This is a genomic window from Pantoea sp. OXWO6B1, assembly GCF_001641135.1.
Lineage (GTDB): Bacteria > Pseudomonadota > Gammaproteobacteria > Enterobacterales > Enterobacteriaceae > Pantoea > Pantoea allii.
The window spans coordinates 3,472,436-3,486,329 of record NZ_LWLR01000001.1 but is presented as its reverse complement, the minus strand read 5'-3'; the positions used below and the strand labels follow the sequence as shown (position 1 = coordinate 3,486,329).

Sequence of the window (13,894 nt, the reverse complement as noted above, 5' to 3'; positions counted from 1 at the left end):
TGCTATTCATAACCAGCAGGAGCGGGTAGATGACAGCAAAGCCGATACTCGAAATGCGCGAGATCACCCGACGCTTTGGTAATTTTTACGCGTTAAAAGGGGTGGATCTCACCGTGTATCCCGGTGAGGTGCATGCGCTCATGGGCGAAAATGGCGCGGGTAAAAGCACCCTGATGAAGATACTGGCGGGTGCCTATACGGCCAGCAGTGGCGAGGTGTTAATTGATGGCAAGCCCTGGCAGTTGAAAGGTCCCAAAGAGGCGTTAGCTGCTGGCATCACGCTGATCTATCAGGAAATCAACCTGGCCCCCAATCTTACCGTGGCCGAAAACATCTTTCTCGGCAGTGAAATTACCCGGGCAGGCATGGTGAAGCGCCACCAGATGGCGGACGAGGCGCAACAGGTGATCAACCGGTTGGGCGCACAGTTCAGCGCCACTGACAAAGTCAGCCGCTTGAGTATTGCCGAGCAGCAGCAGGTTGAAATTGCGCGCGCTTTGCACCGTAACAGCCGGATTCTGGTGATGGATGAGCCTACCGCCGCCCTGTCGAATCGCGAAACCGAACAACTGTTTGCCCTCATCAAACGTCTGCGCAGCGAAGGCATGGCGATTATTTATATCAGCCACCGCATGGCTGAAGTCTATGAACTGTCAGATCGGGTCAGCGTGCTGCGCGACGGGCAGTACGTGGGCAGCCTGACGCGTGACAACCTCAATGCCAGTGAGCTGGTGCGCATGATGGTGGGGCGTCCACTCAGTGACCTGTTTAACAAAGACCGCACGATTCCGCGCGGTGCCGTTCGCCTGGCGATCAACCACCTGTCCGACGGCGGCAAAGTTCATCCCTGTAGCCTGGAGGTTCGTGCGGGCGAAATCGTCGGCCTGGCCGGACTGGTGGGGGCCGGACGCAGTGAACTGGCACAGCTGATCTTTGGCGTGCACCGGCTTAAACAGGGTGAGATCTGGATCGATGGTCAGAAGGTGGCGATTCACTCCCCGCGTGAGGCGATTGCGCACGGCATTGGTTTTCTTACCGAGAACCGTAAAGAGCAGGGGCTGTTTCTGGAGATGGCCGCGCAGGAAAATATCGTGATGGCTACCCTGGAGCGTGATGCCAGCTACGGCATGCTTAACCGTCGCAAATCCCGAAAAATCGCCAGTGAGGCCATTTCGTCTCTCAATATTCGTGTGCCCCATGCGCTGGTACGCGCTGGCGGTTTATCAGGGGGCAATCAGCAAAAGCTGTTGATCTCTCGCTGGATCGCCATCGGTCCCCGCATTCTGATTCTGGACGAGCCGACGCGCGGCGTCGACGTCGGCGCGAAAAGCGAAATTTACCGCATGATGCAGGACATGGCGCGACAGGGCGTGGCCATTCTCATGATCTCCAGTGAATTACCGGAGGTCGTCGGCATGAGCGACCGGGTTTATGTGATGCATGAAGGGGCCATCGCCGGCGAGCTGGCAGGCGACCGGATCAGTCAGGAAAACATCATGACGCTGGCAACCGGTGCGCACAGCGCATCACCGCTTGAAGTATGAGGATAAAACAATGACACAAACGGCACCTGTTAACCCACCGACGATCAAGCGCGCTCTGATGGGCGACATCATGCAGACGGTGGGCATTTTACCGATTTTGATTTTAATCGTCGCGGTCTTCGGTTTTGTTACTCCTAACTTCTTTACCGAAGCCAATTTACTGAACATTACGCGCCAGGCTTCTATCAATATTGTGCTGGCGGCAGGAATGACCTTTGTCATTCTGACGGGCGGTATCGATCTGTCCGTGGGATCGATGCTGGGCACCACGGCGGTGGTGGCGCTGCTGACCTCGCTGGACCCGATGCTGGCATCACTGACGATCCCAATGGCGCTGGGGGCCGGGCTGGTCATGGGATTGTTTAACGGCATTCTGGTGGCCTGGGCCGGACTGCCGCCGTTTATCGTCACGCTCGGCACCTATACCGCTCTGCGCGGCGCAGCCTATCTGCTGGCCAACGGCACCACGGTTATCAATTCCGATATTAATTTTGAGTGGATAGGCAACGGCTATCTTGGGCCGGTGCCGTGGCTCATCGTCATCGCTTTTGCCGTCATCGCCATCTGCTGGTTTATTTTGCGCCGCACCACGCTGGGAGTGCATATCTACGCGGTGGGCGGCAACATCCAGGCGGCCCGACTGACGGGCATCAAAGTGGGCATGGTGCTGGTATTTGTCTACGGCATGAGCGGGTTGCTGTCCGGGCTGGGCGGGCTGATGAGTGCGTCGCGTCTTTACAGCGCCAACGGCAACCTTGGCGTGGGCTATGAGCTGGACGCCATCGCAGCGGTCATTTTAGGCGGCACCAGTTTCGTCGGTGGCATCGGCACCATTACCGGTACGCTGATTGGGGCGCTGATTATCGCCACGCTGAACAACGGCATGACATTAATGGGCGTTTCCTATTTCTGGCAGTTGGTGATTAAAGGGGCGGTGATCATTATTGCCGTGCTGATCGACAAATATCGAACTCGTCATCATGTGGGCTGACAGGCCACATGCGCAGAGCAAACAAAGCGCCATTCAGCAGTTGGCAGATAAATAACAGCAGGAGAAGATCTATGCGTTTTAATCCGATTGTAACTGGGCTGCTGGCGGCAACGCTGTTCAGCGCCGGTGTGGCTCAGGCAAAAGAACTGAAATCTATTGGTGTAACCGTAGGCGATCTGGCTAACCCATTCTTTGTGCAGATCACTAAAGGTGCAGAGATGAAGGCGCGTCAGCTGGCCGGCGACAACGTTAAGGTCACGCTGGTCTCGAGCGGCTACGATCTCGGACAGCAGGTCGGTCAGATTGACAACTTTATTGCTGCCAAAGTGGACATGATTATCCTGAATGCCGCCGATTCAAAAGGGATTGCTCCCGCCGTTAAGCGCGCACGTGACGCCGGTATTGTCGTGGTCGCGGTGGACGTGGCCGCAGATGGTGCTAACGCCACCATCACGTCCGATAACACCCAGGCCGGTGAAATGGCCTGTAAATACATCGCCGATCGCCTGAAAGAGAAAGGCAACGTGGTGATTATTAACGGACCGCCTGTTTCGGCAGTACAGAACCGCGTCGAAGGCTGCATGACCGAGCTGAAACGCCATCCGGACATCAAGCTGCTTTCCTCTAACCAGAACGCCAAAGGCAGCCGTGAAGGCGGACTGGAAGTGATGACCGGCCTGCTGTCGGCAAATCCAAAAATCGATGCGGTGTTTGCCATTAACGATCCTACCGCTATCGGCGCAGACTTAGCTGCAAAACAGGCGCAGCGCAAAGAGTTCTTTATTGTCGGCGTGGATGGTTCGCCGGACGGCGAGGAAGCGCTGAAGCGTAAAAACTCGCTGTTTGCCGCCACGCCAGCACAGGACCCGCAGGTGATGGCAGCCAAAGCCGTGGAGATCGGTTACGACATTCTTCAGGGCAAACCGGCCCCGGATAAACCGGTACTGATCCCGGTGAAGTTAATCGATCGTAATAACGTCAGCAGCTACAAGGGCTGGACAGTGAAATAAACCGGCGCGCGGCACCTCAGGGTGCCGCTTTAACGGGAGAGCTGAGGATGCAACGCTCCGAAGTGAATGTGTTTTTGCAAAACACGCGAGACTTTTTTACGCGTCAGGATGTCCATCTGCCGCCCTGGGCGGATTACGATATCCGTCAGTGGCGTCAGCAGCAGTGTGATATGGATGAAATTGTGGCGTTACGTCTGGGCTGGGACCTCACCAGCTTTGGCGCCGATGATTTTCTGCAAACCGGCCTGACGCTCTTCACCCTGCGCAATGGCTCACCGGGCGGAAAGCCCTGGCACAAACCCTATGCTGAAAAAGTGATGCATGTGCGTGAAGGTCAGGTGACGCCGATGCATTACCATCCACGAAAAATGGAAGACATTATTAATCGCGGTGGCGGCAATCTGATCGTCGAGCTTTACAACCGTGAAGGCAATGAAAAAGCGAGCACGCCGGTCACGGTGTCGCTGGATGGCATCAGGCAAACCCATGCTGCAGGGTCACAGCTCCGGCTGTCACCTGGCGAAAGCGTCACTCTGATAGCCGGTGTCTGGCACAGTTTCTGGGGCGAAAACGGCTTTGGCGATGTGCTGGTCGGGGAAGTCTCGATGCCTAACGATGACGATAACGACAACGTGTTTCTGACGCCGCTGGCACGCTTTAACGCCCTCGATGAGGATCAGGAGCCGCACCGGCTGCTCTGCAACGACTATTCCCATTGGCTCAATCTGAGGAGTGAATAATGGCATTGATCTCTCTGGCACAAGGGCTGGCTCATGCACAGCAAAATGGGTACGCACTGGGCGCGTTTAATGTTCTGGACAGCCATTTTCTGCGCGCGCTGTTTGCGGCTGCCGGGCAGCAACGCTCACCTTTTATTATCAACATTGCAGAAGTGCATTTTAAATACGTCACCCTCGACCAGATCGTTGAGGCGATAAAGTTTGAAGCCGCGAAGCACGCTATTCCGGTGGTGCTCAATCTGGATCACGGTTTGCACTTCGAAGCGGTGATGCAGGCCATCCGCCTGGGCTTTACCTCGGTAATGTTCGACGGTTCGACCCTGAGTTATGACGAAAACATTCGCCAGACCCGCGAGGTTGTCAGGGCGGCACATGCCGTGGGCGTGTCGGTTGAAGCGGAGCTGGGTGCGGTAGGGGGAGATGAAGGTGGCGCGCTCTTTGGGGAGGCCGATAGCGAAAAATTCACCGATCCGCGCCTGGCCGCCGAATTTGTCCATGAAACCGGCATCGATACGCTGGCGGTCGCCATTGGGAATGCCCACGGCAAATACAAAGGCGAACCCAAACTTGATTTTGACCGGCTGGCCGCCATCCGTCAGCAAACCGGCGTGCCGCTGGTGCTGCACGGTGGATCGGGCATCAGCGATGCGGATTTCCGCCGGGCTATCTCGCTCGGTATTCATAAAATTAACTTTTATACCGGCATGTCCCAGGCGGCACTCGACGCGGTAGAGCGCAGTCTGGCATCACGCAATACGCGTTATGACGAGTTTGCTGAACTGCTCATGGCGGTAGAAAAAGCCATTTGTGAGACGGTCATGCAGCAAATGAAGATTTTCGGCAGCGTAGGGCAGGCATAGATGAGCGCGCGGCGCGGCATTCTGGCCGCTGGCGTGATGCTGGTGGATTACGTCCACCGCATTAGTCACTGGCCGGAGCAGGGCTGGCTGGCGGAGGTGCAGCATAGCGAAAAGGCGGCAGGTGGCGCGCCGCTTAACGTCCTGCTTACCCTGTCGCGCATGCACTGTCAGCTTCCGCTGGTGGCGATCGGCCTGTTAGGGAATGACGCCGACGGTGACTATCTGCTGACCATGATGCAGGAGGCGCAGATCGATCATCGCTGGGTGCAGCGTACCAGTCATAAGCCCACCGCGATGACGCAGGTGATGACGGCACCGGATGGGCAGCGAACGTTTTTCTTTTCACCCGGCGCGAACGCCCTGCTGGACAGGCCCCATTTTGCGGCCGTTGATGACGCACAGCGCATCTTCCATTTAGGCTATTTACTGCTGCTTGAAACGCTGGATGGCGCAGACAGCGAATTTGGTACGCGCAGCGCCCGTTTACTGGCCCAGATGCAGCAGCGTGGCTATTTTACCTCTCTGGATTTGGCCTCGCGTGTTGGTGATTATCGCCCCCAGGTGCTGCCCGCACTACGCTGGCTGGATTATCTGATCATTAACGAACTGGAAGCACAGGCGCTGTCAGGTATTGTGTTGCGTGACAGTCAGGGGATTCAGCCACCGGCGGCTTTTGCAAACGCCGCACAGTGGCTGGCCGGGCAGGGCGTGCGCCAGCGCGTCGTTATTCATGCGCCGGAAGGTGCATGGGGTCAGGAGGTGGGCGGCGAGGGCATCTGGCAGCCAGCATGGCAACTGGCACCGGACGACATTGTTGGCAGTGTAGGAGCCGGCGATGCGTTTTGCGCGGGGGTGCTGTTTGCCAGCCATCAGGGCGATGACATGCTGTCGACGCTGCAACTGGCTCACACCTGTGCCTGCTTTAACTTACGCGCGGCGAATGCCATCGATGGCATTCGTCCACTGACCGAGATGCGGCAGTGGATGGCTCAGGCCGTTTGCGTCGAGAGCCGCAGACCTTCAGGTTTCACCACGTCCGCTGAAAAAACATAACCCAGCCCGCGAATCGTGCGGATCAGGCCGGGTTGATGCGGGTTCACTTCGATTTTACGGCGCAGCCGCATAATCAGAACATCGATAGTACGGTCAAACACATCCATGTTTTCGCTATGAGTGAGTTCCAGTAACTGATCGCGCGTCAGGACCTTGCGCGCATGTCGTACCATGGCGCGCAGCAAGGTGTATTCACCCTGGGTTAAGGTCACGGTTTCACGCTGCGGATTCAGTAACTGGCAGCGCGCCTCATCAAGCAGCCAGCCATTAAAACGCCATCCTTCATGGTCGCCTTCCGGCGTCACGACGCGCCCGCTACGCCTGAGTGCAGCGCGCGCCCGCGCAACGACGACGCGGGGGTTGAAGGGCTTGGCGATATAATCATCCGCTCCCATCTCCAGGCCCACCACCATCTCCGCTTCCGATCCCATCCCGGTCAGCATAATCACCAGAATGTCCGGCCGCTGACGCTGCAACTGCTGCAGAACCAGCAATCCATTGGTGTCGGGCAACATCATGTCCAGCATCACCAGTGAAATTTCCGGGCGTTCGCGCACCATCGCGAGGGCATCTTTTCCCTGATGACAGCGATAAACCAACAAACCATGTTCACTGAGTGCGTCCTGCAACAGATCGCAGACAGCATGATCGTCATCCACCACCAGAATTGCTGGCTTCATCGTGTGACCTCAATGTTACTGAAGGGTTAAATGCGAGTGTACACATTCCAATACTGTCTGCAGGTTGATGCTGCTGAAACGTGACCAGCGTCGCCTGGCAAGGTGCTAAACCGTGCGTAAGCGCAGAATTTCCCGGAGAGTGAACCGTGCAGGAAAACGATTGCGCTGTTAGGGGGCAATGCACCATAATCGCGCCCTGATTCGGTTCAGAATTATCTTAAGGCTCGCTTGCGCTCACCCAGGTAATCGATTGCGTGCCAGGCTGGCACAGCAATTGCTTAAGCCTTTGCAATTGCTCACGTGACTAAGGAAAGCGAAAACAGTATTTCGGGTGGCCGGGCTGGCATGCGACAGCACTGGCGATCCCTCAGTATCACAACAAACAGCATGACCATAACTTTGGCAAGAGAGCGCGCACCTAAGTGACGTCTCTATCATCGAGAGATAATGATGTTAGAAAAACTATTTAAATTAAAAGCGCACAACACAACCGTACGCACTGAAATCATCGCAGGAATTACCACCTTCCTGGCGATGGCCTACATTCTGTTTGTTAACCCCAGTATTCTGGGCGCAACCGGCATGGATAAAGGTGCCGTTTTTGTCGCGACCTGTCTGGCAGCTGCGATTGGTTCTGTATTAATGGGGCTGATTGCCAACTACCCGATTGCGCTGGCACCGGGAATGGGGCTGAATGCCTTTTTCACCTATACCGTTGTCTTGCACATGGGCTATAGCTGGCAGATTGCATTAGGTGCGGTGTTCCTGTCCGCCGTGATCTTCTTTGCCTTATCCATATTTAAGATTCGCGAATGGATTATTAACAGCATCCCGCTGCCGCTGCGCGCAGGTATTGCCGCCGGGATCGGGCTTTTCCTGGCGATTATCGCGCTGGAAGGTGCCGGAATCGTGGTGGATAACCCGGCCACGCTGGTGGGGATTGGCGATCTGACCAAGCCGGGACCGCTGCTGGCGATGTTAGGTTTTATCATCATCGTCGTCCTGGAAGCACGTCGCGTCACAGGGGCCGTATTAATTGGCATTTTGCTCATTACCTTTATTTCCATGGGGATCGGCCTGACCAAATTTGGTGGTGTGTTTTCTGCACCGCCTTCAATCGCGCCAACCTTTATGCAGTTGGATATTGCCGGAGCCTTTAACGTCGGCTTAATTAGCGTGATTTTTGCTTTCTTGTTTGTCGATGTGTTTGATAACACCGGCACACTGCTGGGCGTGACCAAACGTGCCGGGCTGGCTGACGAGCAGGGCAACGTGCCTAAGATGGGGCGCGCGCTGGTTGCAGACAGTGCTGCCGCGCTGTTTGGTTCTCTGCTGGGGACATCTACCACCACCAGCTATGTCGAGTCTGCCGCTGGCGTCAGCGCAGGCGGACGTACCGGTCTGACGGCTGTGGTGGTTGCCGTTCTTTTCCTGCTTGCGCTGTTCTTTTCTCCCCTCGCGTCAAGCGTACCGGTTTATGCCACCGCACCGGCGTTACTGTTTGTCGCTGTTTTGATGACGTCCGGGTTGGCTGAAATTGACTGGAAAGATATCACGACTGCCGCCCCTGTGACGGTAACCGCACTGACGATGCCGCTGACGTATTCTATTGCCAACGGTATCGCGTTTGGCTTTATCACCTGGACCGTGGTTAAGTTACTCAGCGGGCGCACTAAAGAGATTAATGTTGCACTGATTATTCTTTCTATCTTATTTGTCATTAAACTTGGCTGGCTGAGTGCCTAATTAATCAGACCGTTACAGTATATTGAATATGCTGTAACGGTTTTAATGCGGCATGCCAAATTAACGGGTGACGGTTATTCACGGTTATCTTCAATCCTTGTGCGCTCCCTTCCAGATCCTCTCTGAACTACCTTTTCTTCACGCCGCTGTCCTTTTATCCTTTGATTAAACATTGCGAATAAAGGAACGAGTTGACTCTCTTTTTATTTTTCCTTTTTATTCAATCAGGTAATGTTTATTGCGCGAGACTTTGCTTCAATAACAGTGAAGCAGGTTGGAACTTACATTAATGGATTGAGTTAATCCGCCTGTCAGGAAAAAATAATGGGCAATCTGTATGGAAAACGGAATCGCGGTAATCCGCATTTGACCCTCAGTCATCGCTGGACAGGAGGCAGAAAAATGGAAAATTTTGAGATGCGCTTTGAGCGACTTGAAGCCGACAATCATCAAATAAAAATCGATCTGGCGCTTTTTAGTGGGCGCGCCATGGCGTTTGCGACCAAAGCCGATCTTGAGCGTCTGCGCTCGGAGCAGACTGTGTTTCATGTTGAAATACGTCAGCGATTTACTCAACTGGAAGATAAAGTTGAACATTTTAGCATCAGGTTTGCCGATGTTGACGGCAGGCTGGTCAGCATTGAGAGCAAGCTGACTGAAATCGATGGCATATTATTCAACTTTGCTCATCGATTTAATCTTATCGATATCCAGTTCAGCGCGATAAATGCGAAGTTTGATGATGTTTACAAAAAATTCGACGCTATTGATGTGAGATTTAACGGTATTGAAGCACGTCTTGACGGCATTGATTTCAGGCTTAATGGCATTGATATCAGACTTGATGGCATCGACAGGCGACTTGATGCCATGGATCATCGATTCGACAAGATTGACGAAAGATTCGATAAACTGGATTTAAAATTTGAAAGCCTGAATAACCGTCTAATCTGGACGTTAATGGTCCCGGCTATCCTTGCTGTATTTGCCTGGTTCATCAACACTGCCGTATTAAACGCAGCCTGAATCAGCATAACGTATTCAATGTAGAGACGGCATTAATGTGAAATGCATTCACACTTAATACCGTCTTTTTCATCTTTTATCGTTTAACGGAACGGTGGTTCGTTAAACGTGCGTAACTTACGTGAATGCAGCTTATCACCTTCAGCCCGCAATAATTCCACGGCACGAATACCAATCTGCAGATGTTCTGAAATCGCACCATCGTAGAAGCGGTTTGCCTGACCGGGCAGCTTGATCTCGCCATGCAGCGGCTTATCTGAAACACAGAGTAATGTGCCATAAGGCACCCGGAAGCGATAACCCTGCGCGGCAATCGTCGCACTTTCCATATCGACGGCGACGGCACGGCTGAGGTTAAAACGCAGGGCAGAAGCCGAATAGCGCAGTTCCCAGTTGCGATCGTCAGTCGTTACAACGGTTCCGGTGCGCAGGCGTTCTTTGACCTCTTCGCCCGGCATACCGCTGACCGATTTGGTTGCGTCATACAACGCCCGCTGAACCTCAGCGATGCTTGGAATCGGGATATCGGGTGGCAACACGCTGTCAAGCACATGGTCATCACGCAGATAAGCGTGCGCCAGCACATAGTCACCGATACGCTGGCTTTCACGCAGGCCACCACAGTGCCCAATCATCAGCCAGGCATGGGGACGAATAACGGCCAGATGATCGCAGATGGTTTTGGCATTGGACGGACCGACGCCGATATTAATCAGGGTAATGCCCCGGCGGTTGGGTGAGGTCAGGTGCCAGGCGGGCATCTGATGCTTCTTCCACGCTAAATCAGACAGCATCGCTTCGTTGTCTTCCGTACTGGCTGTCAGAACGACATCACCTGCGCAGACAAGACTGTCAAAAGGCGTCGAAGGATCGCGAACCTGCTCAATGGCCCAGCGAACGAATTCGTCTACATAGCGCGTGTAGTTGGTGAACAGTACAAACGGCTGAAAATGCTCAACGGCGGTGCCGGTATAATGGCGCAGGCGGGCGAGTGAAAAGTCAGTGCGCAGCGCATCGAAGTGAGAAAGAGGGAAGGTGGCATCGGCATGAAATAAACCGTCTGCCGTTTCATCACCAATCTGCGACAGCTCGGTGGTGGGAAAATGGCGGGCAATACCGGCGCTCATGGTGCGGTCCAGCGACAGGTCAGAACCGTCAATGACGTAAGGATAAGGGATTTCCTGACGCGAAGGACCGACGTCGATTTCTACCTCATACTCTTTTTCCAGCATAGCAAGCTGCTCAGAAATGTAATGGCGCAGCAAAGCCGGGCGCGTAATCGTAGTGCTGTAACTGCCTGTGTGAGTAAAACGTCCCCAGGCGCGGGTACGATTCTGCTGAGGGCCATCGCCCTGCCATGTAATACGTAATTCAGGATAAACAAACAGACCTTGCGACCGGGCAACGGGATCAGGTAACGATCCTTCTTCCGTGTAGGCTTTTATCGACGCGCGCAGGGCATTCACTGCATCGTCATACATCTGCTCAAGCGTATCAAGCGCCTGCTCGCGTGTAAGATTTTTCCGTTGGGCGGGCATAACTTCTCCTTTCACATGCTTACGACAATTTCCTTCAGCTTAGCGGGTTTAACGAAGGATTTGGTGAAGAATCTATGATCGCGCGCATTTTACTGCTGCGAGTTATAGGCGAGGCTTAACGCTGGCGCGATGGGGTAAGTGAAAATGCAGATAAACCCGACCATTACATCAGGTTATCCGCACAGAAAAGGCATTCTTCCAGGGATTATTGCGTGCCGGATGCGACAACGCGGCGATTTAAATGGGTGGGAGGCAGAGATAAAAAAAGTGTGTAACCATGATTTAACAGGAATGCAAAACGTTTTGCATATTTGCCCGCAGGCTACCATCATTAGAGTTATTCCCCCGACTTCTTCATATTTGGTACTCCTTTGCAAAATCCCGGCGTAGCAGTGGTGCAGGCGATTAAGCGCACGGCGTGGTATCCCAAACGTCGTTCCTACCGCACGCTGTACTGGCGTGAAATTTCGCCGCTTGCAGTTCCTATCTTTTTCGAAAACGCCTGTGTGCTGTTAATGGGTGTGTTGAGTACTTTCCTGGTCAGTTGGCTGGGTAAAGAGGCGATGGCAGGCGTGGGCCTGGCTGACAGTTTTAACATGGTCATCATCTCCTTTTTTGCCGCCATCGATCTCGGTACTACCGTAGTCGTCGCCTTCAGCCTGGCAAGACGCAACGGCAAGCGTGCCCGCGCCGCCACGCGCCAGTCTCTGGCCATGATGACGATTTTGGCGCTGGTGCTGGTCATTGCTATCGAATTCTGGGGCCACCTGATCATTGATGCTATTGCGGGCGCTGCCGAACCAAAAGTTAAAGCCTTAGCACTGAGCTATCTCCAGGTTTCCGCATGGAGCTATCCGGCAGCGGCAATCACGCTAATCGGCAGTGGCGCGCTGCGTGGGGCAGGGAATACCAAGATCCCGATGCTGATAAATGGCGGGATGAATATCCTCAATATCATGATCAGTAGCGTACTCATTTATGGCTGCTTTTCATGGGATGGACTGGGGTTTGTCGGCGCTGGATTAGGGTTAACCATTACCCGCTACATCGGCGCTTTCGCCATTATTTATGTGCTAATGATTGGATTTAATGCTTCGCTTAAAATCACGCTTTCCAGCTATTTTCGTCGCTGGAACAGCAGCATCTTATATGAAGTACTGAGCATTGGCGTGCCTGCCAGTATTGAATCCGTGCTGTTTAACGGCGGTAAATTGCTGACTCAGGTTTTTGTCGCAGGCATGGGCACCAATGAAATTGCCGGTAATTTTATCGCCTTCTCTGTGGCTTCATTGATTAACCTGCCGGGTAATTCTCTGGGTTCAGCGTCAACTATCATCACCGGAAGGCGGCTGGGTAAATACCAGGTGTTTCAGGCTGAACGGCAGGCAAAGCATGTCTTTTGGCTGGCCACGCTCTGTCTGTCATGTATTGCTGCGCTTACCGTACCGCTGGCAGGTTTACTGGCCCGTTTCTACACCAGCGATCCCGACGTCATCAATGTGACTAAACACCTCATCTGGCTGAATGCCTTGTTCATGCCAATATGGGCCGCTTCGTGGGTTCTTCCCGCCGGTCTCAAGGGCGCGCGTGATGCCCGTTACACAATGTATGTCTCCATGTTCAGCATGTGGTGTGCCAGGGTTGTTGTGGGCTACCTGTTGGGCATTGAACTGGGGATGGGCGTGACTGGCGTCTGGCTTGGCATGTTCCTCGACTGGATGGTGAGAGGGCTCTTTTTCTGGAGACGATTCAACAGCGGTAAGTGGTTGAACAATTACCGTAAGATGATTGCCAAAGCCCAGCAGTCGTGATTTCTGCGTACACCGCGCTGGCTAACGCTGGTCTGTGTTGGCGTTCAGCGTAACGCTTGCGGCTTCCTGTTTTCGTCCGTACAGACGTCACTTCCCGCATCCATACTTTCATTTAAAATCGGCCCTCAGGCGTTATCCCTGCGGGCCTGGCTGGTCTGTAACAACTGACGCGATGCCGTTTAATTTCCCCATAACAGTTGCAGAAAGACGCTATTAATTGATCAGGTTATTAAGATAATTCTTAAATTAATATAAGTTCTTGTTTTTAACTCATTGAATTTAAATAAATTAAATGAATTAGGATTTATTACGTATGGGTAAAATTTGACTTAATTACGATTTAATACTTAAAAACGCTTCCCCGGCGCGCCCCTTATCCTGCTTTCCAGACATAATTTCTTCATTAAGCATTCGTTATGCTAATGTTTACAGGCTTAAGCGGAGCGGGAGGCAGCCCGAATTCGCGGTTTTTAGCCATTTTGATGGCAATATTCTCAGGCCAGTATGAAGTTTGCGTTAACCATAAATATTAGTTTTATTACTGATTAGGATGTGTCTGAGCTATGTTGAAATTTTGCAGGCATTATGTAAAGCTGTGTAAGATGTTAATAAAAGGAAAAGAACTTTACACAGGCGAGCAGGATGTTCAGGCTCGTGCGGTAGCTATGGTGCTGCAGTTTAATTTGTAAACCATTGATTTATTGCTATTTGTGTGAGATCGACTGGAAGTTAAGCAGGATGTTGCCATTCTCCCCACACTTATAACGATTAATCAGCCTTGCAAAACTTAACGATTCAGCAATATGAATTGTTTGCGCGTAATAGTTAACCAGGCTGTCTTAATGACGTTTGCGTTTAGGAATTTGTCAGTTTGCTGAATGTTTAATCTTACATT

At 53.0% G+C, this 13,894-nt stretch carries 11 protein-coding genes; 9 read left to right on the top strand and 2 right to left on the bottom strand.

What is annotated here, in order from left to right:
• Window positions 1-29: 29 nt before the first annotated feature.
• The 6 genes from A6A26_RS18420 (at window position 30) to A6A26_RS18395 (ending at window position 6,198) form a co-directional block, all read left to right on the top strand.
• A complete protein-coding gene (locus A6A26_RS18420; protein ID WP_063880078.1) occupies window positions 30-1,544 on the top strand; it encodes a sugar ABC transporter ATP-binding protein in 1,515 nt (504 codons plus the stop codon).
• A gap of 10 nt (window positions 1,545-1,554) precedes the next feature.
• On the top strand, window positions 1,555-2,535 hold the full coding sequence (locus A6A26_RS18415) for an ABC transporter permease subunit (RefSeq protein ID WP_063880077.1): 981 nt from the start codon (window positions 1,555-1,557) through the stop codon (window positions 2,533-2,535).
• Between the two features lie 71 nt (window positions 2,536-2,606).
• Window positions 2,607-3,545 (top strand): ABC transporter substrate-binding protein, encoded by a 939-nt coding sequence (locus A6A26_RS18410; protein WP_063880076.1) that lies wholly within the window; start codon window positions 2,607-2,609, stop codon window positions 3,543-3,545.
• Window positions 3,546-3,592: 47 nt separating this feature from the next.
• Window positions 3,593-4,285, top strand: a complete 693-nt coding sequence (locus A6A26_RS18405) for a D-lyxose/D-mannose isomerase (protein ID WP_063880075.1) — start codon at window positions 3,593-3,595, stop codon at window positions 4,283-4,285.
• Window positions 4,285-5,145: a ketose 1,6-bisphosphate aldolase gene (locus A6A26_RS18400; protein ID WP_063880074.1), complete on the top strand. Its 861-nt coding sequence runs from the start codon at window positions 4,285-4,287 to the stop codon at window positions 5,143-5,145. The genes A6A26_RS18405 and A6A26_RS18400 overlap by 1 nt, the downstream gene beginning before the upstream one ends.
• Window positions 5,146-6,198: a carbohydrate kinase family protein gene (locus tag A6A26_RS18395; RefSeq protein WP_063880073.1), complete on the top strand. Its 1,053-nt coding sequence runs from the start codon at window positions 5,146-5,148 to the stop codon at window positions 6,196-6,198.
• On the opposite strand, the gene A6A26_RS18390 is transcribed toward A6A26_RS18395, so the two are convergent.
• On the bottom strand, window positions 6,135-6,878 hold the full coding sequence (locus A6A26_RS18390; protein WP_063880072.1) for a response regulator: 744 nt from the start codon (window positions 6,876-6,878) through the stop codon (window positions 6,135-6,137). The genes A6A26_RS18395 and A6A26_RS18390 overlap by 64 nt on opposite strands.
• 447 nt (window positions 6,879-7,325) lie before the next feature.
• Between A6A26_RS18390 and A6A26_RS18385 the strand changes: the two genes are divergently transcribed.
• Window positions 7,326-8,624 (top strand): NCS2 family permease, encoded by a 1,299-nt coding sequence (locus A6A26_RS18385; RefSeq protein ID WP_216639866.1) that lies wholly within the window; start codon window positions 7,326-7,328, stop codon window positions 8,622-8,624.
• 402 nt (window positions 8,625-9,026) lie between these two features.
• Entirely contained in the window at window positions 9,027-9,650 is a 624-nt protein-coding gene (locus tag A6A26_RS18380) for a hypothetical protein (protein WP_253851906.1), read from the top strand.
• A gap of 83 nt (window positions 9,651-9,733) precedes the next feature.
• Here the strand turns inward: A6A26_RS18380 and A6A26_RS18375 are convergent, their stop codons facing one another.
• Window positions 9,734-11,188: an AMP nucleosidase gene (locus A6A26_RS18375; RefSeq protein WP_063880069.1), complete on the bottom strand. Its 1,455-nt coding sequence runs from the start codon at window positions 11,186-11,188 to the stop codon at window positions 9,734-9,736.
• Between the two features lie 395 nt (window positions 11,189-11,583).
• On the opposite strand from A6A26_RS18375, the gene A6A26_RS18370 reads away from it, so the two are divergent.
• The gene (locus tag A6A26_RS18370; protein ID WP_063881201.1) at window positions 11,584-12,999 is read left to right on the top strand and encodes an EmmdR/YeeO family multidrug/toxin efflux MATE transporter; all 1,416 of its coding nucleotides are present in this window, start codon (window positions 11,584-11,586) and stop codon (window positions 12,997-12,999) included.
• Window positions 13,000-13,894 lie beyond the last annotated feature (895 nt).